19 protein-coding genes are annotated in these 24,094 nt (G+C 58.4%); 7 read left to right on the top strand and 12 right to left on the bottom strand.

Features of this window, described 5'->3' with window-relative positions:
* Nucleotides 1–6: 6 nt before the first annotated feature.
* The 3 genes from J0X15_RS13285 to J0X15_RS13275 all read right to left on the bottom strand — a co-directional run bounded on the left by J0X15_RS13285 (nucleotide 7) and on the right by J0X15_RS13275 (nucleotide 4,686).
* On the bottom strand, nucleotides 7–1,824 hold the full coding sequence (locus J0X15_RS13285) for an ABC transporter ATP-binding protein (protein WP_206941586.1): 1,818 nt from the start codon (nucleotides 1,822–1,824) through the stop codon (nucleotides 7–9).
* A 166-nt stretch (nucleotides 1,825–1,990) separates the two neighbouring features.
* Nucleotides 1,991–3,772: an aspartate--tRNA ligase gene (aspS, locus tag J0X15_RS13280; RefSeq protein ID WP_206941584.1), complete on the bottom strand. Its 1,782-nt coding sequence runs from the start codon at nucleotides 3,770–3,772 to the stop codon at nucleotides 1,991–1,993.
* 266 nt (nucleotides 3,773–4,038) lie between these two features.
* Nucleotides 4,039–4,686, bottom strand: a complete 648-nt coding sequence (locus tag J0X15_RS13275) for a ParA family protein (RefSeq protein WP_206941582.1) — start codon at nucleotides 4,684–4,686, stop codon at nucleotides 4,039–4,041.
* A 173-nt stretch (nucleotides 4,687–4,859) separates the two neighbouring features.
* Here J0X15_RS13275 and rnd point away from each other — a divergent pair, with 173 nt between their 5' ends.
* On the top strand, nucleotides 4,860–6,032 hold the full coding sequence (gene rnd / locus J0X15_RS13270) for a ribonuclease D (protein WP_206941580.1): 1,173 nt from the start codon (nucleotides 4,860–4,862) through the stop codon (nucleotides 6,030–6,032).
* A 98-nt stretch (nucleotides 6,033–6,130) separates the two neighbouring features.
* Here the strand turns inward: rnd and J0X15_RS13265 are convergent, their stop codons facing one another.
* From J0X15_RS13265 to J0X15_RS13250, 4 genes are all read right to left on the bottom strand, one after another.
* Entirely contained in the window at nucleotides 6,131–7,657 is a 1,527-nt protein-coding gene (locus J0X15_RS13265) for a Ppx/GppA phosphatase family protein (RefSeq protein ID WP_206941578.1), read from the bottom strand.
* A 1-nt stretch (nucleotide 7,658) separates the two neighbouring features.
* Entirely contained in the window at nucleotides 7,659–9,893 is a 2,235-nt protein-coding gene (locus J0X15_RS13260) for an RNA degradosome polyphosphate kinase (protein ID WP_206941576.1), read from the bottom strand.
* Nucleotides 9,894–10,032: 139 nt separating this feature from the next.
* On the bottom strand, nucleotides 10,033–10,731 hold the full coding sequence (locus J0X15_RS13255; protein WP_206941574.1) for a P-loop NTPase family protein: 699 nt from the start codon (nucleotides 10,729–10,731) through the stop codon (nucleotides 10,033–10,035).
* Between the two features lie 3 nt (nucleotides 10,732–10,734).
* On the bottom strand, nucleotides 10,735–11,829 hold the full coding sequence (locus J0X15_RS13250; protein ID WP_206941572.1) for an AI-2E family transporter: 1,095 nt from the start codon (nucleotides 11,827–11,829) through the stop codon (nucleotides 10,735–10,737).
* Between the two features lie 250 nt (nucleotides 11,830–12,079).
* Between J0X15_RS13250 and purM the strand changes: the two genes are divergently transcribed.
* Both purM and purN read left to right on the top strand, forming a co-directional pair.
* Complete coding sequence (gene purM / locus J0X15_RS13245) at nucleotides 12,080–13,162, top strand: phosphoribosylformylglycinamidine cyclo-ligase (protein WP_206941570.1); 1,083 nt, start codon at nucleotides 12,080–12,082, stop codon at nucleotides 13,160–13,162.
* Nucleotides 13,159–13,815 (top strand): phosphoribosylglycinamide formyltransferase, encoded by a 657-nt coding sequence (gene purN, locus J0X15_RS13240; protein WP_206941568.1) that lies wholly within the window; start codon nucleotides 13,159–13,161, stop codon nucleotides 13,813–13,815. Before purM ends, purN begins: the two co-directional genes overlap by 4 nt.
* Nucleotides 13,816–13,826: 11 nt before the next feature.
* On the opposite strand, the gene J0X15_RS13235 is transcribed toward purN, so the two are convergent.
* The 3 genes from J0X15_RS13235 to ndk all read right to left on the bottom strand — a co-directional run bounded on the left by J0X15_RS13235 (nucleotide 13,827) and on the right by ndk (nucleotide 17,011).
* Entirely contained in the window at nucleotides 13,827–13,991 is a 165-nt protein-coding gene (locus J0X15_RS13235; RefSeq protein ID WP_206941567.1) for a hypothetical protein, read from the bottom strand.
* A gap of 299 nt (nucleotides 13,992–14,290) precedes the next feature.
* The gene (locus tag J0X15_RS13230) at nucleotides 14,291–16,390 is read right to left on the bottom strand and encodes a molybdopterin-containing oxidoreductase family protein (RefSeq protein WP_206941565.1); all 2,100 of its coding nucleotides are present in this window, start codon (nucleotides 16,388–16,390) and stop codon (nucleotides 14,291–14,293) included.
* A gap of 198 nt (nucleotides 16,391–16,588) precedes the next feature.
* Nucleotides 16,589–17,011 carry a nucleoside-diphosphate kinase gene (ndk, locus tag J0X15_RS13225; RefSeq protein WP_206941563.1) on the bottom strand — a complete coding sequence of 141 codons (423 nt, stop codon included), beginning with the start codon at nucleotides 17,009–17,011 and terminating at the stop codon, nucleotides 16,589–16,591.
* Between the two features lie 282 nt (nucleotides 17,012–17,293).
* Between ndk and J0X15_RS13220 the strand changes: the two genes are divergently transcribed.
* The 3 genes from J0X15_RS13220 to J0X15_RS13210 all read left to right on the top strand — a co-directional run bounded on the left by J0X15_RS13220 (nucleotide 17,294) and on the right by J0X15_RS13210 (nucleotide 21,021).
* The gene (locus J0X15_RS13220) at nucleotides 17,294–18,337 is read left to right on the top strand and encodes a DUF4344 domain-containing metallopeptidase (RefSeq protein ID WP_206941560.1); all 1,044 of its coding nucleotides are present in this window, start codon (nucleotides 17,294–17,296) and stop codon (nucleotides 18,335–18,337) included.
* Between the two features lie 78 nt (nucleotides 18,338–18,415).
* Nucleotides 18,416–20,308, top strand: coding sequence for an ABC-F family ATP-binding cassette domain-containing protein (locus J0X15_RS13215; protein ID WP_206941558.1), 1,893 nt, complete (start codon nucleotides 18,416–18,418; stop codon nucleotides 20,306–20,308).
* An 11-nt stretch (nucleotides 20,309–20,319) separates the two neighbouring features.
* A complete protein-coding gene (locus tag J0X15_RS13210; protein ID WP_206941556.1) occupies nucleotides 20,320–21,021 on the top strand; it encodes an HAD family hydrolase in 702 nt (233 codons plus the stop codon).
* 11 nt (nucleotides 21,022–21,032) lie between these two features.
* Here J0X15_RS13210 and J0X15_RS13205 read toward each other — a convergent pair whose 3' ends face one another.
* Entirely contained in the window at nucleotides 21,033–21,740 is a 708-nt protein-coding gene (locus tag J0X15_RS13205; RefSeq protein WP_206941555.1) for a class I SAM-dependent methyltransferase, read from the bottom strand.
* Nucleotides 21,741–21,862: 122 nt separating this feature from the next.
* On the opposite strand from J0X15_RS13205, the gene J0X15_RS13200 reads away from it, so the two are divergent.
* Nucleotides 21,863–22,885: a hypothetical protein gene (locus J0X15_RS13200; protein ID WP_206941554.1), complete on the top strand. Its 1,023-nt coding sequence runs from the start codon at nucleotides 21,863–21,865 to the stop codon at nucleotides 22,883–22,885.
* An 86-nt stretch (nucleotides 22,886–22,971) separates the two neighbouring features.
* Here the strand turns inward: J0X15_RS13200 and J0X15_RS13195 are convergent, their stop codons facing one another.
* Nucleotides 22,972–23,424: a DNA polymerase III subunit chi gene (locus J0X15_RS13195; protein ID WP_206941553.1), complete on the bottom strand. Its 453-nt coding sequence runs from the start codon at nucleotides 23,422–23,424 to the stop codon at nucleotides 22,972–22,974.
* Nucleotides 23,425–24,094: the final 670 nt, after the last annotated feature.

The raw sequence follows: 24,094 nt of genomic DNA, 5'->3' as shown, positions 1-24,094 counted from the left end.
CAGACTTCAAACCGGATCGCTTTTCAGGTTTGGCGCGTCTGAATCGCCAGAAGAGCCAGAACTGAATTGCAGATCATATAGTCGGCGATATGTACCATCCTGACGGATCAGATCCATGTGATTGCCCTCTTCGATGCAGCGCCCCTTGTCCATCACCACGATGGTGTCGGCATCGCGAACGGTAGCCAAACGATGGGCAATGACCAGCGTAGTGCGGTTGCGCATTAAGCGTGCCAGCGCTGATTGGACCTTGGATTCAGATTCTGCATCCAGCGCCGAAGTCGCCTCATCGAGCAACAGAATCGGCGCATCGCGCAGCATCGCGCGAGCAATGGCAATGCGCTGACGCTGCCCGCCCGAAAGCTGATCCCCGCCCTCGCCGACAGACCCGTCATAGCCACCGGGAAGCTCGACGATGAACTCATGCGCATTGGCATCCTGTGCTGCCGTGACGATTTCCTCATCGGATGCGCCCGGTCGGCCGAGACGGATGTTTTCCTTCACGCTCAGATCGAACAGGAACGTATCCTGCGAGACATAGGCAATCGATCGACGCAGCGATGCAAGCGTCACGTCACGCACGTCCCGACCATCGATCAACACCGCACCCGAGGACGGATCATAGAAGCGCTCCAACAATGAGAAGACCGTAGACTTTCCAGCTCCCGAAGCCCCGACCAGAGCTGTAGTCTTGCCCGCTTCTGCCTTAAAGCTCAGCCCGATGAGTGCAGCTCCCTCGCCATAGGAGAAAGTGACATCTGCCAGCTCGACCGCGCCCTTGGTCACGTCCAGAGACCGCGCGTCTGCTGCTTGCTTCAAACTCGGCTCTTCGTCGATCAGGTCGTACATCAGCTTCACGCCGACGAGCGAGTTGTTCAGGTTGACCTGAAGCCGGGCCAACCGCTTGGCAGGATCATACGCCAGCAGCAGCGACGTGATGAAAGAAAAGAAGGCACCAGGCTCCTGCCCCATCTCGACAACCGAATAACCGCCGTAGAGAATGACCAGCGCGACCGCAAACCCGCCAAGGGTTTCCATCAACGGTGATGTTCTGGCCGTCAGCGTGGCGATCTTGTTGGCCTGCTTCTCGACGTCATGCACGGCTGAATTCATCGCCTGCTGCAGCGAATCCTCAACACCAAATGCCTTGACGATACGAACACCGAGAGCGGTCTCCTGCAGCACGGACAAAATGCGCGTGGTGGAGACGAACTGTGACTTTGCATGCTTGCGAACCCGGCGCACCAGCAAAGACACCCCGATCACGGCCGGCGGCATGATGACCAGCGCAATCAGCGATAGCAGCGGATCCTGAATGACCATCACCGCAACCAGCGCAATGATGGTCAACACGTCTCGTCCCAAGGTCACAACAACCATATCGATCACGCTACGCGCAGCTGCGGTGTTGTGCTGGATTCGCGTCGTCAGCTCGCCCAAGGGCGTGCGGCTGAAATAGCCCATGTCCTGCTCTAGAATTCGCGTGAACAGGCGACGTTGACAGTCAGCGACAATCGCATTGCCGACCCGGCTCAGGACAACCTGCTGGCCATAGGTCGAGACACCTTTGATCGTGAAGATGGCCATCACCGACAGAGCGATGATGAGGATCATGCCCTTGTCCTGATTGATGAAGACCTCGTTGATCACGTCCCGCATGATCCAGGCGCTGGCAGCGGTCGACACGGCGACAAGCCCCATGAAGACAAAGGCGATCGCGTAGCGGCGCGAATAGGCCTTTGCGTTTTCCAGCATCAACCGGCGGATCAGCGGAATAGCCGCATCAGCTGGTATCTTTTCTTGGGACTTGGATTTCTTCGACATGATCTGTTTCGATCCGGCCTTGCTGACTGATTGGGACCGCTTTGTGCGCGATCCCGAACTGTTGAGAGCCCGACGGCAAACGGGCGCCGGAAGGATATCCGACGCCCATTTCAATTTGATGATCAATCCGGTGAGGCTCCAGACGGGAGCCACACCTGACGTGAGATCAGGCGTCCGGCAGGTTCAGGCGCAGATGCAACTCACGTAGCTGCTCCGTCATCGGCTCATTCGGCGCGCCCATCATCAGGTCTTCCGCCTTCTGGTTCATCGGGAACATGATGACCTCACGGATGTTGGCTTCATCAGCCAGCAGCATGACAATACGGTCAATCCCGGCAGCACAGCCACCGTGCGGAGGTGCACCGTACTGGAATGCATTGACCATACCGCCGAAGCGCTTGTTGACTTCCTCCTTCGGATAGCCGGCAATCTCGAAGGCCTTGTACATGATCTCCGGCTTGTGATTACGGATCGCGCCGGAGACGAGCTCATGGCCGTTACAGGCCAGATCATACTGGTATCCCTTGACCTCCAGCGGATCCCCTTCAAGCGCTTCCATCCCGCCCTGCGGCATGGAGAAAGGATTGTGTTCGAAGTCGATCTTGCCGGTTTCTTCGTCGCGCTCGTAGATCGGGAAGTCGACAATCCAGGCGAACTCGAAGCGGTTCATATCGGTCAGGCCGAGTTCTTCGCCGATGATCAGGCGCGCCTTGCCGGCGATCTTTTCAAAGGTTTTCGGCTTCCCGCCGAGGAAGAAGGCTGCATCGCCAACTTCCAGACCAAGCTGCTGACGGATGGCTTCAGTGCGCTCCGGGCCGATGTTCTTGGCCAGCGGACCAGCGGCTTCCATCGAGCCGTCTTCAGCCTTGCGCCAAAAGATGTACCCCATGCCAGGCAGGCCTTCGCCCTGAGCGAACTTGTTCATGCGATCGCAGAACTTGCGGCTGCCGCCCTTTGGTGCCGGAATGGCGCGCACTTCATTGCCTTCCTGCTCCAGCAGGTTGGCAAAGATGGCAAACCCGGAGCCGGCGAAATGCTCGGAGACGACCTGCATCTTGATCGGATTGCGCAGGTCCGGCTTGTCGGAGCCGTACCACTTCATCGAATCCTTGTAAGCGATCTGCGGCCAGTTGCGGTTGACCGGACGGCCACCGCCGAACTTGTCAAAACACCCGGCAACCACTGGTTCAAGGGTGTCGAAGATATCCTGCTGCTCAACGTAGGACATCTCCAGATCGAGCTGGTAGAAATCGGTCGGCGAGCGGTCGGCACGCGGATCTTCATCGCGAAAGCAGGGTGCAATCTGGAAGTACTTGTCGAAGCCCGACACCATGATCAGCTGCTTGAACTGCTGGGGTGCCTGAGGCAGTGCGTAGAACTTGCCCGGATGCAGGCGCGACGGCACCAGAAAATCACGTGCGCCTTCTGGCGAAGAGGCGGTGATGATCGGGGTCTGGAACTCGTTGAAGCCGATGTCCCACATGCGCTTGCGCAGATCCGCCACCACGTTGGAGCGCAACATGATGTTGTTGTGCAGCTTCTCACGACGCAGGTCGAGATAGCGATACTTGAGGCGGACTTCTTCCGGGTATTCCTGATCGCCAAAGACCGGGAGCGGCAACTCCTTGGAGGCGCCCAACACTTCCAGATCACGAATGAAGATCTCGACGGCACCTGTTGCGATGTCGGAGTTGATGGTCTCGTCGGTACGCTTCTTGACCTCGCCGTCAATGCGGATGCACCACTCGGAGCGAAGGGTTTCTGCCAGCGAGAAGGCGGCAGAATCCGGATCGATCACGCATTGGGTTACACCGTAGTGGTCGCGCAGATCGATGAAGAGCAGACCCCCATGGTCGCGAACGCGATGGACCCAACCGGACAGACGCACGGTATCGCCAACATGGGTTTCGCGCAGGTCGCCGCATGTGTGACTACGGTAGCGATGCATGAATTCCTCGACAGTTTTCTAGTTCGACAAGGCCTGCCCGGCGGATGATGTCGCTCTGGGCAGACAAGACTCGGATTTAGGAGCGCAAGCGCTTCCACTTCGTTGCGTGGAGAAGCCACGTCACCAGACAGAAGTCAAGTAAGAGGCGGGTTTTCAGCGGGTACATTGTAAATACGACCAGCCAGAACAACCAGTAAAACACAGCTGATTTCAATGCTACCGGCTGCGACCTCAATGCCGGACTTGGCCATAGCCTGTGGACCGCGTCAATCGATCGCCTGCAGCAGTGGCGTCCACTGGATCCGAAGGTTTCTGCTCGGAGCGTCACGTCGGTCAAACAGCCCCGCTCCTTCAGCTGCCAGCTTGGAATAAAGCGCCCTGTCGGCCAGACGGCAAAGGACAGGGTGCCCCTCACGCGCGAATTTCTCTTCCATGATAATCTGCTGGGCTGATTTGCGTATCATACGATTGGCGACGATGTGGATCTCCGCCTTACCCTTGCGCACCCGCTTGATTTCAGAAATGAGAGACAGGAACCGAAACGTTGCCTCCCAGTCAAAGACAGACGGCAACACGGGCACGACGATCTCCGCCGCTTCCGCGATCAGCGCCTTCGCCTGTTCGCTGCGCAATCCGCCAGGCCCGTCGATGACCACGGTGTCAATCCCGGATGTCTTGTCGAGCCCCAGCCGGCCGGATTTACTCCAGTTCAGCCCGGCAATCGGCGCCAATGTGCCAGGTGCAGCCTTGATTGCCTTGTCGCGACGCTTGATCCAACCGAGACTGGACTTCTGCTTGTCGGCATCCGCCAGCGCCACACGCTGCCCCAGGGATGCAAAATGAGAGGCCAGATTCGTCGCAAGCGTCGTTTTCCCGCAACCGCCCTTTGAATTCAAAACCAGAATTTTGCGCATATCCCGCCCTAATTCGCCCCATTCAGCGCCAGGGCTGGCACCGCCCCTTGGCAGAACGCTGCCGTTCACCTCAGATATGGCGCACTGAATGCACCCAAACAATCCTGGATAGTTAATCAGTCGCGATTTCGTGGCGACAAGGAGGCAGGACTGCGATATAGGGTTTGATTACCATGCATGTGATTACAACGACATCCGAATTAGCCGAAGCGTGTGAACAGCTCGGCGTCCACGACTACGTGACGGTCGATACCGAGTTCTTGCGCGAGAGCACGTTCTGGCCGCAACTCTGTGTCATTCAAATGGCCGGGCCCGGCCTGGCCTTTGTTATTGATGCCCTGGCTGAAGGCCTGGACCTGAAACCCTTTTTCGATCTGATGGCAAAGCCTGATGTGACCAAGGTGTTTCATGCCGCCCGCCAGGACATCGAAATCATCTTCCATATGGGACATTTGATCCCCTCACCGCTGTTCGACAGTCAGGTGGCCGCCATGGTATGCGGCTTTGGCGATTCGATCTCCTACGATCAGCTGGTCTACAAGGTGACGGGTGCGCGGCTCGATAAATCGTCCCGCTTTACCGACTGGGCTCGCCGTCCGCTGACCAAGAAGCAGCTTGAGTATGCGATAGCCGACGTCACCCACCTGCGTGACTGCTACGCTTTCCTGAACGCCAATTTGGCCGAACAGAAGCGCAGCCATTGGGTGGAAGACGAGATGAAAGTGCTGTTGTCCGAAGGGACGTACCGCACCGAACCGGAAAACGCCTGGCAGCGGCTAAAAATGCGCGTGCGCAAGCCGATCGAACTGGCCGTCATGCAAGAAGTTGCCGCATGGCGCGAACGCGAAGCTCAGACCCGCAATGTTCCGCGCTCACGCGTCGTCAAGGACGATGCTATCTACGAGATCGCAGCACAGCAGCCCAGCACAAGCGAAGCGCTCGGACGTCTTCGCACGATACCCAAGGGTTTCGAACGTTCCAAGACGGCGGAAGAGATCCTCAAGGCCGTGCGCCGCGCACTTGCCCTGCCAAAGGAAAAGCTGCCAAAGCTGCCCAAAGGGCGTCAGTCTCCGGACGGATCCGCCGCTGCGGTGGATCTGTTAAAGGTGCTTTTGAAGCTTGTCAGCGAGAACCACGGTGTGGCTTCAAAGGTGATTGCAACAGTGGACGATCTGGAACGGATCGCCGCCGACGATCACGCCGATGTTGCTGCCCTTCAGGGATGGCGCCGCGAACTATTCGGCGAGACGGCCCTGCAACTGAAACGTGGCGAAGTGGCCCTTGCCTTCAAGGACCGGCAGATTGTCGCCCTGGAGCAGCCTTTGGATCCGGAAATCGTGGATTAGCCCGGCTTCCCTTCAGATATTCAATCAAAAATGGCGCGAAAGTTTTCGCGCCATTTTTTTGTTCTGCAACAGGATTTGGAGTAAGAGGCCGACACACGTCACGCGCTGACGACAACCTCGCCCTTGGCATCGAGCATCTTGGCAAACTGGCTGAGCCGCTTGCGCAAACGCTCGCCATCAAACTCTTCCAGCTCTTTCGGCAGGGCCAAGGTGATCAGTCCATCATTCTCGCTTACCGACGTCAAAGGCAAGATGCCCGGCATTGATGCACTGAGAAGCGAGGCGATCCTGAGCAAGGCTCCAAGGAGCTTGGCCTGTTCGCGCAGATGACCGCCATCAAACAGTTTCTTGATGACAGACGACAATCCGCCATCACCCAGACCCTGATGGCGATAGAACACTGAAGCCGCCAGATAGGCGCGTCCGGCGTGGCTCAGACCGACGAAGGCCGCGTTGGAGATGATGTTGAGGCTCTGCTCGCCGCGATAATCGGGATGGGCACGCCAGCCAATATCAGACAGCAGACACGCCGCGTGGCGCAAATGCTGCTCCTGCTCGGTCTCCTCAATGGACAGCACCTTGAATATCTGATCGGTCCAGGCCACCAGCTCGTCGGCATGTTCCGGCGAGCGTGATCGCAACAGAGCCAGCTCACGAGCGGCCTCCACGACCGGGTCCTGTTCCTTCATCTCAGGCGACAGCTGTTCGTAGAGCAGTCCCTCGCGCACGCCCGTGGCTGAGATGACCAGACGCTCGGCCTTCATTGCCGTAAGCACCCGCCCCAGCACGACGGCGCCGAAAGGTACCAACGGGCGGCGTTGCTTCGACAGCACGGAGGACCCCTCCACGTCGTTCAGATCCTTGACCGAGATTTCCTTGCAGAAAGCGATGGCCTTCTCCGCCGGGATCTCGAAATTATGCATGACGTGGAGCGGATATTCGACGCGTTCCATATAGAGCCGCGCCAGGGACCGCCAGGTGCCTCCAACAGCGTAGAAAGTCCGCTCGCCCTTGGCCATCTCAGGCCATTCATAAGCTTCCAGACTTTCATCGGCGATGGCCTGGGCGCGGGAGATCTTGCCTTCGGAGGCTTCCTGAAGCCGCAATCCGCCCAGGGGGAACGTATGCCCTGGGCCTGGAGCCCCGTCTTTTACCGGCACCAGCTCAAGACTGCCGCCGCCCAGATCGCCGACGATGCCGCGCGGTTTCCAGAATCCGGCGATGATGCCCAGGGCCGAATAATAGGCCTCCTCGTTGCCGTCGAGGATCCGGACCGGCTGCTGCAGAATGCGTTCGACTTCAGCCACGAATGCCGGGCCGTTGGCCGCATCGCGGGCTGCAGCAGTCGCTATCACATGGGTTTCCTTGACGCCCAGGTGCCGGCTCATAGCCCGAAAGCGCGTCACCGCGGCAATGGCGCTTTGCACGGAGCCTTCCGCCATGTGCCCGGTCGCAGCAATGCCACGCCCAAGCCCTGCCAGAAGCTTCTCGTTGAACAGGATGGTTGGCGTACGGGCATGGCGCTCGTAAACCACGAGACGGACAGAGTTCGAGCCGATATCGATGACCGCGATGGGGCCGGTGCCGTTGAAACGGCCTCGTGCCGGAGTAAATATATCTACCATCTTACTTTTCCGGCCGCTCCCCGCGCTTGCGCCGTTTCAGGAAGGGTTGCGGGCGGTCGCTTTTCAAGGATTTACCTCGGCCGGACAGAGACGGATTTGTCATGAAGTAGCGATGGGCATTGAAAGGTTCCTCATTGGCGGCCGGTGTTACCCGTTCGTGGGAGCCATCCGGCAGAATCCGCCAGCTTTGCTGATTGTCTTTCAGATTGGCGACCATAATCTGGTCCAGAACCTGTTCATGAACCGTTGCCATGCGCAGAGGAACCAAAACCTCTACCCGGCGGTCGATGTTGCGCGGCATCAGGTCTGCAGAGCCGATGTACACATGAGCCTGTGGCGAGGGCAACCCGTGGCCATTGCCGAAGCAGAAGATACGGGCATGCTCAAGAAACCGGCCGACAATAGACTTGACCCGGATGTTCTCAGAAAGGTTGGGAATGCCCGGACGCAAACAGCAAATGCCGCGGATGATCAGGTCGATCTGCACACCCGCCTGACTGGCCCGGTACAATCCATCGATGATGTCTGCATCGACAAGCGAATTCATCTTCATCCAGATTTGCGCCGGGCGACCTGCCTTGGCGTGCGCGATTTCCGCGTCGGTCAGCTCCAGAATGCGCTTGCGCAGATTAAGCGGTGAAACCGCCAGATGCTTCATCTTGCCCGGTTCGGCGTAACCGGTGATGTAGTTGAACACACGTGCGGCTTCCTGCGCGATATCCGGATCATCGGTAAAGAACGACAGATCCTCGTAAATACGCGCCGTGATCGGATGATAGTTGCCTGTGCCAATGTGACAGTAGGTGCGCAGTCCATCATGCTCGCGCCGCACCACCATGGACAGCTTGGCATGGGTCTTCAGCTCGATGAAACCGAAGACAACCTGCACGCCAGCGCGTTCCAGATCCCGCGCCCACTTGATGTTTGCTTCTTCGTCAAAGCGTGCTTTTAGCTCAACCAGCGCGGTCACGGATTTGCCGGCTTCCGCGGCCTCGGTCAGTGCCTTGACGATGGGAGAATTGTTGGAAGTGCGATAGAGCGTCTGCTTGATGGCGACCACATCCGGGTCTTGAGCTGCCTGCCGCAGATACTGCACCACCACGTCGAAGGATTCATAAGGGTGATGGACGATGATGTCCTTCTGCCCGATCGCCGCAAAACAATCACCCCCATGCTCGCGAATGCGTTCCGGAAAGCGGGCCGTATAGGAGTCGAACTTCAGATCATCACGGTCCAGATCGACGATTTGCGACAGGTTGTTGAGCGCCAGCAGGCCATCCGCCAGGAAAATCTCGTTCTCCTGAACCCGCAGAGCCTCGGCGACGAAGTCACGCAGGGCCACAGGTGTCGTGTCCTGAATCTCCAGCCGGATCACAGATCCACGCCGGCGGCGCTTCAGGGCACTTTCATACAGCCGGACAAGGTCTTCAGCCTCTTCCTCAATCTCGATGTCACTGTCGCGAATGACGCGGAATGCGCCCTTCCCCATGATTTCGTAGCCCGGGAACAGCCGGGCAATGAACAGACCGACCACACGTTCGATGGTGATGAACCGCGTGCCACCGTCTGCTCCGTGTGGCAGCCGGACAAATCGATCGACCTGGGAGGGGATGCGGAGCAATGCAATCATGCCGCGCCCACCTTTTATCGGCGCCAGTTCAAAGACGATCGAAAAGCCAAGATTGGGGATGAAGGGAAACGGATGGGCCGGATCAATCGCCAGGGGCGTCAGAACCGGGAAGATGTAGGTCAGGAAATGATCTTCCAACCATCCCAGATCCTCATCGCTCAAATCCCTGACTGCCAGCGTCTGAACACCCTTTTCTGCGATCTCGACGCGCAGCTCGCGCCAGATAGCCTGCTGTGAGGCCTGAAGCTTGCACACGGCCTCGGAAATCTTGTCCAGCTGCTCGGAAGGGGCCAGCCCGTCTGCCGATCGACTGACCACATCGGCCCGCTGCTGTCCCCGTAGTCCGGCGACGCGGACCATGAAGAATTCGTCGAGATTGTTGGCGGAGATTGACAGAAACCGCAGCCGTTCAAGGAGCGGATGATTGCGGTTCATCGCTTCTTCGAGCACGCGGTGATTGAACTGTAGCCAGGACAATTCGCGGTTCATGAAGCGGGCCGGAGACGCAATAAGGTCTTCCGATAACACAGCTGGATCACTGGTGACCGAATTCGGAGCCCCCGCAGAAGCCTCCACGGCCTGAGACAGATCCACTGTTTCGTTCATTGCCATGCTCCTACGCTTCACGCTGAGACCAAACCACGTCCGCCCGAACTAAACAATCGGCGGATAGGCTTGTTCCATTGACAGTCCGGAGGCACCTTCTGGCCCACCCCTAGATGTGCGGCCATATCCTGCATATATTTCAAGATGGTGAAGGTTGCGCGGGTTCCTGTTGCAAACGGTCCAGAACCCGACCGACCAAGGGCTTTGAGATCTTCAGGCGCCCGGCCAGAGCTTCCCGATCGATGGCATCGACCGCCCGGCAGGCGACGCCCAGCGAGCGCTCCATGCGCACGACAAGATAGTCCACAACGGAGAGATCGACCTGCAACTGCCGGTCAGCAAACAGTTTCACCAGAACATGCTGCAAGAGCCCGTCATCCGGCTCCTGAACCTCGACCGGTGCTGCGGCCCGCAATCGCGACATAAGGTCAGGCAGTGCGATGTTCCAGGCGCTTGGCCACGTGCGACTGGTAATCAGAACATGAACATCGGCCTGGCGTGCCGCGTTCAACAGGTGAAACATGGCAGTCTCGTCCACGCCACGATGCGCATCTTCGACGACAACCACAGGAGCCTGCACCAACCCATCAACCAGGTCAGCCCGCAGATCGCCTGCATTGATGACGACAGCGCCCGTCTCAGTCTTGAACGCTTCCACCAGATGGGTTTTGCCCGCTCCGACCGGTCCGGCCAGAATAACGACCGGCGCTGGCCAATCCGGCCAACGGTCAAGAAGTTCGAAAGCCGCCCGATTGGAACTGCCAACCAGATAGTCGTCGCGGCTCAGGGCTTCATCGTGAGGCAATTCCAAAGGCAGCTGGCGAGGAGGTTCCGCCATGATTTAATTGCCTGTTTCTGTTGGGGCCGCTGTGGTGCGACCGGTCCCTGTGTACAATGGGCTCGCTAGGTACTGCTTCAGGGCGAAACGTGCAAGCACCCCGAGCATGGCGGCAACAGGAACTGCAATCAACATCCCCACAAACCCCAGAAGATACCCAAAGGCAAAGAGCGCAAACATCAGAACAACCGGATGCAGTCCGGTGCTCTCGCCCACGAGCTTCGGCTGAAGCACATTGCCTTCCAGAAACTGGCCGACGCCAAAGATGGCGCCCACGGCGATGATCATGCCCCAATCCGGCCAGAACTGCACCAGGGCAACTCCCAGTGAAATGACGAAGCCGAGTGTTGCGCCCACAAACGGAATGAAACTGACGAGGCCCGCGCCCATGCCTATGAGCAGGCCGAAATTGAGGCCGACGCTGACAAGGCCGATGGCGTAGAAGGCACCGAGCAGCAAACAGACCGACACCTGCCCCCGCACAAAACCGGAAACGGCGCCATCCATCTCACGGGCCAATCGGCGGATGGTCGGCTGATGATCCCGCGGCAACCAGCTGTCGATACGCTCCACCATGCGGTCCCAGTCCAGCAACAGGTAAAATGCCACGACCGGGGTCACCACCAGCAGGGAGACCATTGATAGCAACGCCTGCCCACCGCTCCACAGCGACTTGAAGATGCTGGCCAGCCAGCTCGCGCCTTGTCCCAGCAGATTGCCGACAGAGGATTTCAGGTCACCGCCCTGAAACAATCCCATGTCCGACAGACGCTGCCCCAGATTTGTATGAACCAGTGTCTGAAGTTGCCCCACCAGATCCGGAAGCTTTTCAACGAAGCCGGCCAACTGGGAGCCGAGAACCGGCACGATCAACAACAGGAACAGAAGCACGATAATGACGAAGGTGATCAGGATGGTTACCGTCGCCCACATGCGGCTCATGCCCCAGCTCTCCAATCGGTCCCCAACCGGATCGAGCAGATAGGCGACGGCCATGCCGGCGACGAAGGGCAACAGCACGTTGGAGAAGACAGCCATGAACAAAATGACGGCGGTCAGGGACAAGAGCCAGAAAAGAATTTGCCGGCGCAGGGTCATGAGCGTGGCTCCTGTTGTCCGCAGCGAACCTGCATATGAGGGTCCGCATGATCTGAAAACGTTCCTGCACTTAGGGACGCTGACCCCATCGGGTCAAGCATATCTGGCGATTTTACTGAGGGATAAGGCCGAAAGACCTGCGACTGCCGCCCCTAGACCTGCTCTGCGCCTCTTGTTTTCCGCCGCGCCAAGGGGTATGCGGCGCTAACAGAATTCTTATTATCGCCGATCCCTTCTTGGAGTTGCCGCCATGAGCCAGTCCTCCTCCACCGGCCAGAACGGTCTGACCTACGCCCAGTCTGGTGTCGACATCGATGCCGGAAACGAGCTTGTGAAACGCATCAAGCCGCTGGTCAAGGCCACCGCACGCGCCGGTGCCGACAGCGACATTGGCGGCTTCGGCGGCCTGTTCGATCTGAAAGGCGCGGGCTTCACCGACCCGATCCTGGTGGCCGCCAACGACGGCGTCGGCACCAAGCTGAAGATTGCTATCGACACCCATCAGCACCGCACTGTCGGCATCGATCTGGTTGCCATGTGCGTCAACGACCTGATCGTTCAGGGCGCTGAGCCACTGTTTTTCCTCGACTACTTTGCTTGTGGCGCTCTGGACGTAGACACAGCTTCCGACGTGGTCGCCGGCATCGCCGATGGCTGCAAGATGGCCGGTTGTGCCCTGATTGGCGGCGAAACGGCCGAAATGCCGGGCATGTATTCCAAGGACGATTATGATCTGGCCGGTTTTTCGGTCGGCGCGGTCGAGCGCGGCGCAATCCTGCCACGCAAGGATGTCGGGACAGGCGACGTATTGCTTGGTCTGGCCTCGTCCGGCGTCCATTCCAATGGGTTTTCGCTGGTGCGCAAAATCATCGAACTGGCGGGCCTGTTCTGGGATGATGCGGCCCCATTTGCGCCCGAGCAGTCGCTTGGCGAAGCGCTGATGATGCCGACGAAGATCTACGTCAAGCCACTGCTGGCAGCTCTCAAGGAGACATCCGGCGTCAAGGCACTGGCTCATATCACCGGCGGCGGTCTTCCGGAAAATCTGCCACGCGTCCTGCCTGACGGAACCACGGCTGAGATTGATCTGAGCGCCATCGATGCGCCTGGCGTCTTTAAATGGCTGGCGAAAGCCGGTGGCGTTGCCGAACCGGAAATGCTGCGAACCTTCAATTGCGGCGTCGGCATGGTCATTGTCGTCGAGGCGGCTCAGGCGCAAGCCATCACCGACGTGCTGACCCGCGAGGGCGAAACCGTCTTCCGCATTGGCAAGATCGGCGCTGAAGGCCCTGAATCCGTCGTCTTCAAAAACAGCCTGGGTCTGCTGGCATGAGCGAACGCAAGCGCGTCGCCGTGCTGATTTCCGGGCGCGGCAGCAACATGAACTCGTTGATATCCGCAGCCATGCACCCGGATTATCCGGCAGAGATCGCGCTGGTTCTGGCCAACAAGCCAGATGCTGGCGGCTTGGCCAAGGCTGAAGAGATGGGCATCCCGACTGCGGTGGTCGATCACCGCGACTACAAGGGTGATCGCGAGGCCTTTGAGCGTGCCGTCGACGAGATCCTGAGGACTGCAAAGATCGAGATCGTCGCACTGGCAGGGTTCATGCGTTTGCTGACACCGTTCCTGGTGAATGCGTGGAAAGACCGGATGCTCAACATCCATCCGGCGCTATTGCCCTCTTTCAAGGGCCTGGCGACCCACGAGCGGGCACTGGATGAAGGCGTGAAGATCCACGGCGCTACCGTGCACTTTGTGTCCGCAGAAATGGATGATGGCCCGATCATCGCGCAAGGTGCAGTTCCGGTTCTGGATGACGATACTCCGGCCACCCTCGCCGCACGGGTTCTTAGCGTGGAGCATCAGATCTACCCCAAGGCCCTTGCACTTGTGGCCTCCGGCAAAGCCCGCCTGCGCGACCAACGCGTCGCCACCGGGGCTGCCGACGCCTCCCAAGCCGACGCACGTCTGGTCGTTCCTTAAACGCGTTCCTCTCAACACCCACCAGCGTCATCCCATGGCTCGACCATGGGATCCATGCCGTGACGCCGCGGTGTGCTCATCACGCCGCGCGATAGAAGCACCGCAACGGAATGGATTACCGGATCAAGTCCGGCAATGACGGAGTGGATGAGAGTGGTCGGGTGGCGCACCAGCACACAATACCCCCGGTCGTCCTTCTAGGGCCTGTCCCGAGAATCAACGTCCAGTGTAGACTGTGAAGGCTGGATCCTCGGCACAGGGCCGAGGATGACAGAGCGAGCGACACGGCCCCCACCTCTCAAGCGTCATCCCATGGCTCGACCATGGGATCCATGCCGTGACGCCTCCGAAAATTCATAGGGTCATTTCTGCGGGCAGCGCAACGGCATGGATTGCCGGATCAAGCCCGGCAATGACCGAAAGGAGGAGGCAGTGCAGAACTCACCGCTCAGCACCCCTCAGCATCGAAAGCGTTTCAGGCCTTGCGAATCCAGACAGCAGTATCGTGAAAGGCGGCGCCGCCGTAGGGGGCGACCTGATCGGCACCTGTCAGGGTGTTGATGCCCTTGCCGTCAACAAAAGCATCGTTCGGCCAGATCCCCTCAGAGATCACGGTGCCCGGCGATAGCTCGCCGTAATGGCGGGCATGCAAGGTCACGACGCCGCGGTCATTGCCCATCTTGACAAGATCACCATCGGCAATGCCGAGCGCGTCTGCCTCCTCAGAACGCAACCAGGCTTCGGGCCGTTTTTCTTTCTTTTTCGACGCATCCGTCTCGTTGAAGGTGGAATTGAGGAAAGAATGGGCCGGGGCCGTCACCAGCCGGAAAGGGTGACGGGCGTCGGCCGCCTCAATGGCATCCCACTGGTCAGGAAGCGCGGGCATTTCGCTCCAGGGACCGAGCGCAACGCCGTTTGACGGCTTATTCGGGGCGGTGGAACGCCCCCAGTCGGGCTTGAAGTGGAACTTGCCGTCTGCGTGACCAAAGCCTTTGAGAAAATGCGAGGTCGCAAAGTCTGGCTGCAGGTCGATCCAGCGGTTTTTCTCGAAGTCCGCCAGAGTTCCATATCCGGAATTTTGCAGCATCCAGTCTATGTGCTGGCGCGCATCCATATGAAAGCCCGGATGATCCTTTGCATGAACTCTTTTTGCCAGCTCATTGAGAACGAAAAGATTCTCTTTAGGACCATTTTCCGGCTCAACGACCTTGGGGCCCAGAAGAAGGTGCTGCTGACCGCCGCCTTTGTAGATGTCATCATGCTCCAGAAACTGCGTTGCTGGCAGAACGATATCGGCCATCTTCGCGGTCTCTGTCATGAATTGCTCATGTACCACGGTGAAAAGGTCTTCACGGGCAAAACCCTGTTTCACCGACTCCTGCTCAGGCGCAACGGAGACCGGATTGGTGTTCTGGATCAGCATTGCCTTGACCGGCGGTCCGCCGAGAAGCGCGGTGTTATCACCGGTCAGAATGCGGCCAACGAGCGACTGATCGAGCTCGCGGGTCGGCTCATCCATGAGCTCCCGCGCTTCGATCATCGCCTTGTTCAGCTTGTAGATGGCCCCGTTATTGTGAAAGACGCCGCCGCCCTCCTCTTTCCAACACCCGGTGACTGCTCCGATGCAAGCTGCCGCATGCATGGCGACAGCACCGTTGCGCGAGCGGGTAAATCCGTAACCCAAGCGGAAGTAGGTCTTTTTCACTGACCCGATCAGCCGCGCGGCTTCCTCGATCTCGGCAACACTCAATCCGGTGATGTCGGCTGCCCACTGTGGGGTGCGGGTCTGAAGGTGTTCTTCCAGCTCTGCCGGGCAATCAGTGAATTTTTCCAGATAGTCCCGGTCGGCGAGATCATCGCGGAAAAGCACATGCATGATGGCGCAGGCAAGAGCCGCGTCCGTGCCAGGCCGGATAACAAGCCCCAGGTCAGCCTGCTTCATTGTCTGGGTTCGATAAACGTCAACAACGATCAGGCGGGCGCCGCGAGTCTTGCGGGCTGTGGTCACATGGGTGACCACATTGACCTGGGTGGCGACCGGGTTGGTGCCCCAGATGACGATCTGATCGGACAAGGCCATTTCTCGCGGGTCCGGTCCGGCGAGCAGTCCGGTACCGGCGACATAGCCGGTCCAGGCCATGTTGGTGCAGAAGCTGTCAAACTGGCGGGAGTAGCCCTTGGCATGGCGGAAGCGGTGGATGCTGTCGCGCTGCACCAGTCCCATTGTCCCGGCATAGTGATACGGCCAGACGGACTGAGCACCGAATTCGGCTTCCGCCGCCAGAAACTTGTCGGCGATCAGGTCGAGGGCGGCATCCCAGGAGATTTCCTCAAACCGGCCTTCTCCCTTGGCTCCCACGCGGATCAGCGGCTTTTTCAGCCGGTCCGGGTGGTAGAGCCGGTCTGCATAGCGCGCGACCTTGGCGCAAATGACACCAGCAGTGTAGCTGTTATCCTTCGCCCCGCTCAAACGCTTCACCCGGCCTGCATCGTCCATTTGGACGTCCAACGCGCACGTTGACGGGCAATCATGCGGGCAAGCGGAAAAGGAAGTTTGCGTCGGCTGCTGGGTCATCGGGGTCCGGCCTTGAAAGTATCCAGCCCAACTTATGAAGACCCGACCGGCAAGCCGTCAAGCACAGCCTTGTGAGCATGACAATCGGATTTGTGTGGCGCCCAGCGCCAGCCCTCCCCATCGCAAAAGGGCTCTCACCGAAAAAAGGGCCACCCGTTGCCAGGTGGCCCTTTTCAAACTCAGACAGCGAGGGCGCTGTTAGCCGACGATTTCGTTGCCAGCGAACCAGAATGCCATTTCTTCGGCAGCGGTTTCAGCAGCATCAGAACCGTGAACGGAGTTTTCACCGATGGAGAGAGCGAATTCCTTGCGGATTGTGCCTTCAGCAGCGTCAGCCGGGTTGGTTGCGCCCATAACTTCACGGTTCTTGGCAACGGCATTTTCGCCTTCCAGAACCTGAACAACGGTCGGGCCGGACGCCATGAACTCTGTCAGCTCACCAAAGAACGGACGCTCTTTGTGAACTGCGTAGAATGCTTCTGCCTGACGCAGGGACATCCATACGCGCTTCGAAGCGACAACGCTCAGGCCAGCTTCTTCGAGCTTTGCGGTGATTGCGCCGGTCAGATTGCGCTTGGTGGCGTCCGGCTTGATCATGGAAAACGTGCGTTCAATCGCCATGGGTCTCTAAACTTTCTTGTGTTCCGGTCAGGTTTGACCGCTTGACGGAGCAGGCTAGAAAACCACGCTCCCGATTCGAATTTCGCGCCTCCTATAACTTTGCTGGAACCACACCGCAAGGGGGCGTCTTCATGACAAATTTGCGTCACAGCTCCCTCGCTCACAGGCAAGATGTTCGCGTTGCTGGCACAATCCTCTTCAAAGAGGTAAACTTCGAGACCCGCCCGGCTGCCTCGTATGCCGCCTCACATGGAGTGAACCGGTGGACCGGAGTGTTTGTAAATGGGCTGTCGCCTGCAATTGCCTGATGCTGAAATTTCTCCCAAGTCTGGCCTGACCAATCGGTCGGACTTAATGCGCCTCTCCGCCCGCTCCCCGTCTCTCCGCTGGCTGAGGCATGTGCTGAGCTTTGCCATGCTGGCAGTGTTTTTCGCCTCCGCGCCTCCCCTGTCCACAGATCAAGCAACGGCTGCCACTCGTGAGGAACTTCCAGAACAGTCCGAAGAGGATCAGGTGTCTGAACAGCAGGCTCTCGTTCCTTATGATGTGATGCAAGATCCGCTGCTCACCCTGATGCAGGGTCTGGATTCGGAAACCAGCAACGAGCTTTTCGTCTTTGTCGCGGGCAACAGCTATTTCGCGGTCCACCGACAGATGGCCAAAGCGGTGATTTCCAGCTTTGCCCTATCTTCCGAACTGGATCCGAGCCGCACCCTGGACGAGATTGCGGCGGTGCAGATGTCGAGCTTCAGCGGACCGGGCATCGAACTGTTCCTATCGAACGGATTGATCGGTCGCTTTGCCCTGCAGGACGTTGCCGACAATGATGGGGCCAATGACGCGGGTAAAGTCACCTCCCCTGAGACAGATGAACTGGCAAATCGTCGTTTGCTGTGCCTTCTCGCCGGGTCCGACATGATCGGTCTTGGCGACCTGGCACTCGATCTGGGATTTCCCGCCGACAATCTCGACGCTTGCCCCGAAAGCTATCTTCAAGCCCACGACCTCTGGCAAAGCCTGACGGCGGAGCATCGGCCTGCAAATGATCAATCGGCCGACCATGGTGTGAAGGTCATTCTCGACACCTCGGATGAGGACCCCCTAGGGCTATTCATCAAGGAGAGCGGTCTGCTGCACATGATCGGGCGGCAGATCGACAAGCTCTATCAGTTCCCGGAAGGCCTAACCCTTAGCGCACGCAGATGCGGCACTCCCCGGTCCTACTGGGATGCCGAGACACGTGAGGTGGTGTTGTGCGAAGAGCTCTTGGCCAGCTATGCGTGGGGCTTTGTCAGTCTGTTTTTGTCCGATACTGTGACCGAATAAACCCTATCGTTTAGCAGTTGCACAATTAGCCAAACTTTCTGCTTGCAACAGCTTCGCGCGTCGGCCATTTCTCGCCCCATGCTGCAAGTTACAGACCTTACATTCCGCATCGGCGGCCGACTTCTCATTGACAATGCCAGTGTCACCTTGCCCCCCAAGGCCAAGACCGGCCTGGTTGGCCGCAATGGAGCTGGCAAGTCCACCTTGTTCAAGTTGCTCACCGGCGACCTGTCGAGCGAGACCGGCTCTGTTACCATTCCCAAGAAGGCCCGCATCGGGCAGGTGGCGCAGGAAGCGCCAGGCACAGAAGAAACACTGCTTGAAGTGGTTCTTGCCGGCGACACCGAGCGTGCCTCCCTGCTGACCGAGGCCGAGACCGCCACAGACCCGCAACGGATCGCCGAGATCCACATGCGACTGGCTGATATCGACAGCCACACCGCAGAAGCGCGCGCGGCCTCCATTCTGTCTGGCCTCGGCTTTGATGAGGCGGCACAGGCTCGCCCGTGTTCCGCCTTCTCTGGTGGGTGGCGCATGCGCGTCGCGCTGGCGGCTGTGCTGTTTGCGGAACCCGATCTGCTGCTTTTGGATGAGCCGACCAACTATCTCGATCTGGAAGGCACCATGTGGCTAGAAAGCTACGTTGCGCGTTATCCGCATCAGGTGCTGCTGATCTCGCATGACCGCGATCTCCTGAACAAGGCGGTAGACTCCATCGTTCATCTCGAGCAGGGCAAGCTGACCTATTACACCGGCGGCTATGACAGCTTTGACCGGCAGCGTCGCGAAACCATGATGCTGCAGATGAAGGCGAAGGAAAAGCAGGACGCCCAGCGCAAGCATATGCAGACGTTTGTCGACCGCTTCCGCTATACTGCTTCAAAAGCACGTCAGGCCCAGGCCCGACTGAAGATGCTGGAAAAGATGGAGCCGATAGCCGCTCTAACGGAAGAAAGCTCCCGCCCCATCCATTTCCCTGATCCGGTCGGTCGCCTGGCACCGCCGATCCTGAAACTGGAAGGCGTCAGCGTCGGCTACGACGGCAAAGCCATTCTCAAGAATCTGACCTTGAACGTCGATACGGACGATCGGATCGCGCTTCTGGGCGCCAACGGCAACGGCAAATCCACCTTCGCCAAGCTCATTTCCGGCCGAATGGAAGCTATGGGTGGCGAGCTGGCGCGTGCATCGAAGCTGAAGATCGCCTTCTTTGCCCAGCATCAGTTGGACGAACTGCGCCCAGCTGAAACCCCGATTGCCCATGTTCGCACTCTGATGCCACAGGCGACCGAGCCGCAAGTGCGTGCCCGTGTTGCCCGGTTTGGCCTGCCGACCGATCGCATGGACACCCCTGCGAAGGATCTGTCGGGTGGTGAAAAGGCCCGGCTGCTGCTTGGCCTGGCGACCTTCCATGGTCCGAACCTGCTGATCCTCGATGAGCCGACCAACCACCTGGATATCGACAGCCGTGAAGCACTGGTTCACGCCCTGAATGACTACAAGGGCGCGGTACTTCTGATCTCGCATGACCGCCACCTGGTGGAGGCCTGCGCCGATCAGCTTTGGCTGGTGCACGACGGCAAGGTGGCTCCCTACGATGGCGACATGGAGGACTACAAGCGCCTCATTCTTCAGGGCCCGGAAGCAGCCCAGAAGGCTCGGGAAAAGCAGGCAGCTGTCGATCAGGAAGCCTCTGCAGCTTCAAGCCAGGAAAAACGCCGGGAAGCCGCACAGAAGCGCTCTCAGTTGCAGCCCCTGCGCGCCAAAATCGACGTGGCCGAAGCCGAAATCACCCGTCTCCAGGAGAAAATCGCCAAGCTGGATCAGGCACTTTCGGATCCGGACTTCTTCCAGAAACTTCCCGATCGAGCGATGAAATACGCCAAGGAGCGGGCCTTCTGCGAAAAGAAACTGGCAAAGACCGAAGAGGAATGGCTGAAGCTTTCTGCCAAGTATGAAGCCGCCAGCTAACGGGAAGCGTCATGCCCCATTCCATCAAAACGCTCGGCTTCGATGCCGATGACACGCTTTGGCACAACGAGCGGTTTTTCCAGCTGACGGAAACCCGCTTCACCGAGCTCTTGTCGGATCATGCGGAAGGTGATCACTTGCGCCAACGGCTGCTTGCAGCCGAGCGGCGTAATGTCGGCCACTACGGTTACGGCATCAAAGGCTTCACTTTATCGATGATCGAGACCGCCATCGAAGTGACAGGCGGCAATGTCCCAGGTCATGTGATCGGCGAGATCCTCGAAGCCGGCAGAGCGATGCTGTCTCATCCGGTGGAGCCCTTGCCCCACGTGGAAGCAACGCTCAAGGTCGTCAGCACCGAGTTCCAACTGGTATTGATCACCAAGGGCGATCTTTTCGATCAGGAGCGCAAAGTCGCGGAAAGCGGGCTGGCCAATTACTTCAAAGCGGTAGAAGTCGTCTCCGAAAAAGACGATGCCACTTACGCCCGGATCTTTTCGCGTCACGGGGCTGGGGCTGACAAGGCCATGATGATCGGCAACTCGATGAAGTCCGACATTCTGCCGGCTCTCTCAGCGGGCGCTCACGGCGTCCATGTGCCCTATGAGATCACCTGGGCCATGGAAAAGGCCGACGCCCCAAGCTCAACTGAACGGTTTCACCGGTTGGCACACCTCGGGGAATTGACCGACCTTCTCGCTCAAATCGGTTAAGCTCCCAAACGCTAACCGGTCTTGTGGAAGAGAGCCCGGACGTGGGGAATGCTCCTGTCCTTGCGGGCAATCTCATACTCATGCGCTTCCATAAGCGTAAAGCCCAGGCTCTCAAAGGTTTTCCACTCAGATGGCGCCAGGGGCCAAGGTGGTCCGTCTACCGCGACACCCTCTGGTCGACATCTGGTAATCAGCAACAACTGGCCACCCGGCTTCACCAATCCCGCCAATGCCTTGAGCGCGTTCGAGCGCAAAGGCTCCTGCAAGGCCTGAAGCGTGTAGCACTCATGAACGAGATCGAAGGCACCATTCCAGTCCTCCGGCATTTGAAGCAGATCGGCCACCTGATAATCTACCGCCGTCTGCGGGAAACGTTGGCGTGCCCAGTCAATGGCGTCCCCCGCCAGATCAAAGGCGGTGGTTGAATAGCCGGCCTTGGCCATCGCCTCTGCGTTGTCGCCCAGACCGCAGGCCACATCGAGGGCCTTCTCCCCGTTGCCCGGATTGTTCTCCAGCCAGGCCAGCAAGGCTTGCTTGGGTTTCATATCTGCCCAAGGGACAGCAGCCGGATCGCCGTCTGCTTCGCGGTAGACGGTCTTAAACCAGTCCTTGCGATCCAGTTCCGTTCCTCCTTTTCCGCCGGTCAGATCATCCAGCCGCCTGCGGGCCGCATCGCGCCGCGCCAGGAACGTTGCACTGCCGACCTCCGTGTCATCCATGTCGAAAACCCTTCTTGCCTGCGCGAGTATGGGCAGCGGAGAATCTGCCGCCCGCGTTTATTCGCTCGCTTGGCGGAAACATATCGGCTTTGGTGCGTTCTCCTGTCAAAGGGAGACTAAGCATGTCCACATCGCGCAATATTATTATCGCCTTAGGTGCCCTGGCGTTGACTGCGCTCCCCATTGGGCCGAGCAGCCTGACAAGTCAGCTGAATCTGTCGACCGTCGCCCATGCGGATGGCGACGATGTAGCGAAGACAATCAACAAGATGGGGTACAAAGCCTCCAACTTCCTTGGCAAAACAATCGGCGGCGCCTTGGGGATTGAAAAATCCCGGCCGAAGACCGCGCGTCGTCCAGCAGCCAATGGTTTGAACACCAAGCAACGGGCTTCCCTGGCAACAGTCTCTATCCTCCCTCCGGAACATCCTGGTAAGGAAGCAGAGTCCCTGGAAACTGAGTCTGTCGTAACTTCAGGCGAAGTGTCGGCAGAATACTCCAAACTGGACCAGAGCTACCGCGTTTACATGACCTCGGAAGATCCGGGGCTGGAAAAGGTGCAGGCTTATATCGAGGCTTCCATTGCCCAGGATGAAGCCCGCGAGAATTTCGTAAAGGCCGACGCAGACGTACAGTCTGCCGTCGGAGCCTTCCGAACCCGTCTGTCCAAAGTCCGTTCCTATGATGGGACACCCTATGATGATGCAACGCTTGAAAGCGCGGCCACGCGACTGAGTGAGCTTAAGGCGATTGATAAGGCGACCATCAGCGTCACGCAGGCGGTCTATCTGGACGGGGAGATTGTCGATCTGACGGCCGCCCTCGACAGCCCGGAAGCAGAGAACCTTGCGGAAGCCTTGTCGGAGTACACTGCCGCGCAGGCTGCTGCCTCCAGTACTGATGCGACCGCTGTTTCCGACGCCACGCTGAAGAGCGCGATCCTGTCCGCTTCTTCGAAGCCGGGCAGTTCCGTTTCTGACGAGGACGCAACGGTGGATGAGGCCACTCTTGCGTGGGCCAAGTCTCTTCTGGGGGTTGGTGCTGCACACGGCAAGATCGATGAGATCAAGGCGGCACGCACCTCGCAGATCGTTGTTGACGAAGAAGACCGCAATGCGACGACCGAACTCAAACCTATCGAATAATCAGTTGACGACATGAGAAAAAAGGCCAGGTCCCCGTTGGGAGCTGGCCTTTTTCGTTTCCGTTTGATCTCTGCAAAGCCAAAAGCTCAAGCCTTACGTTCCCAGCCACCGGTGTCTGTCTGCTGCCAATAGGTCAGCGCATGACCGGCGTCCTTGTTGACCTTCCACTGCTGGCGCGCTTGTCCCAACGCCTGCTGATCATTGCCGTCGAACAGAAAGACGACCCGCTCGTAGGCGGCGAGCTCTGGAGGCGTCGCCTTGTCGACGAGAAAACGGACATTCGCCTCGTTCGGATTATCCACCTCATGTGTGAGATAGATTGGTTGCAGCTCGGGAAAGTCGTCTTCAAGCGTGCCATGGGGCAAAAAGCTGTCATCGGAGAACGTCCACAGATGGGCATTCAAGGCATCGCGACGTTCGCTGGTACCCGTCTGCACCGTCACGGTCCAGTCCCGCTCCAGGCACTTCAGCAGCAGTTTCGGCAAGGCTGCCTCAAGTGGCTGGTGCATCAAATGGTAAAACAGGACGTCCGTACTCATGATTCGGGCCAATCGAGTGTGGGCATTGAACTTCGTGATCGTTTTAAAGAGAGAAGTCACGACAGTCGACCACCGGCAAGACGCTTATTGACGGGCTGTTTGGCAGGTCTGACGAATCTGGTTACAGCCACCCCGCTCACACGGACTGATGAGAGTGTCTAGCTCGCGCAGGGCAGCAGCTTAACCATCTCATGTTTCAGCCCTATTTGAGCAGAAATGTTGGGAACTTATGTCAAAGTCGTGGCGTTACCCAGCCAAACACTGGTTTTGTGATGCGGTAGGGCAACAAATTCCCGCGATGCGATGCCCATGGGAAAATCCGTATAGACATTGCTTTCCCGTCATTCCATTAACCCTTCACAAATCGGGATCGCCTAACTCTGTCGTCCGGGGAATTGGTAAAAATCCTTATCTGGGCTGTTTTGAACTGCGGCTTTTGAAAAGGATGAATTGGCTAAACAGGTTGAAGCCCAACCTGTCTGCGTTGTTTTAAGGGGATGGGCATGGCTGCTCGTATTGTCGTTTTTTTCGCACTGGTTTTCGCACTTGCAGGGGCAACCGCTTCCATCGGTATGATCGTTACCGAAGAGGCTTCTGCTTGTCAGGCCTACAAGACCTGCTGAGCATCTGCGCCCTCCGGGACACACCAGCCTCGCTCTTGCTGAAATAC

It is taken from the genome of Roseibium limicola (genome assembly GCF_017313085.1).
In the GTDB taxonomy this organism is placed as follows: Bacteria; Pseudomonadota; Alphaproteobacteria; order Rhizobiales; family Stappiaceae; genus Roseibium; species Roseibium limicola.
The sequence above is the reverse complement of the archived record's forward strand: the minus strand, read 5'-3'. Positions and strand labels throughout refer to the sequence as shown.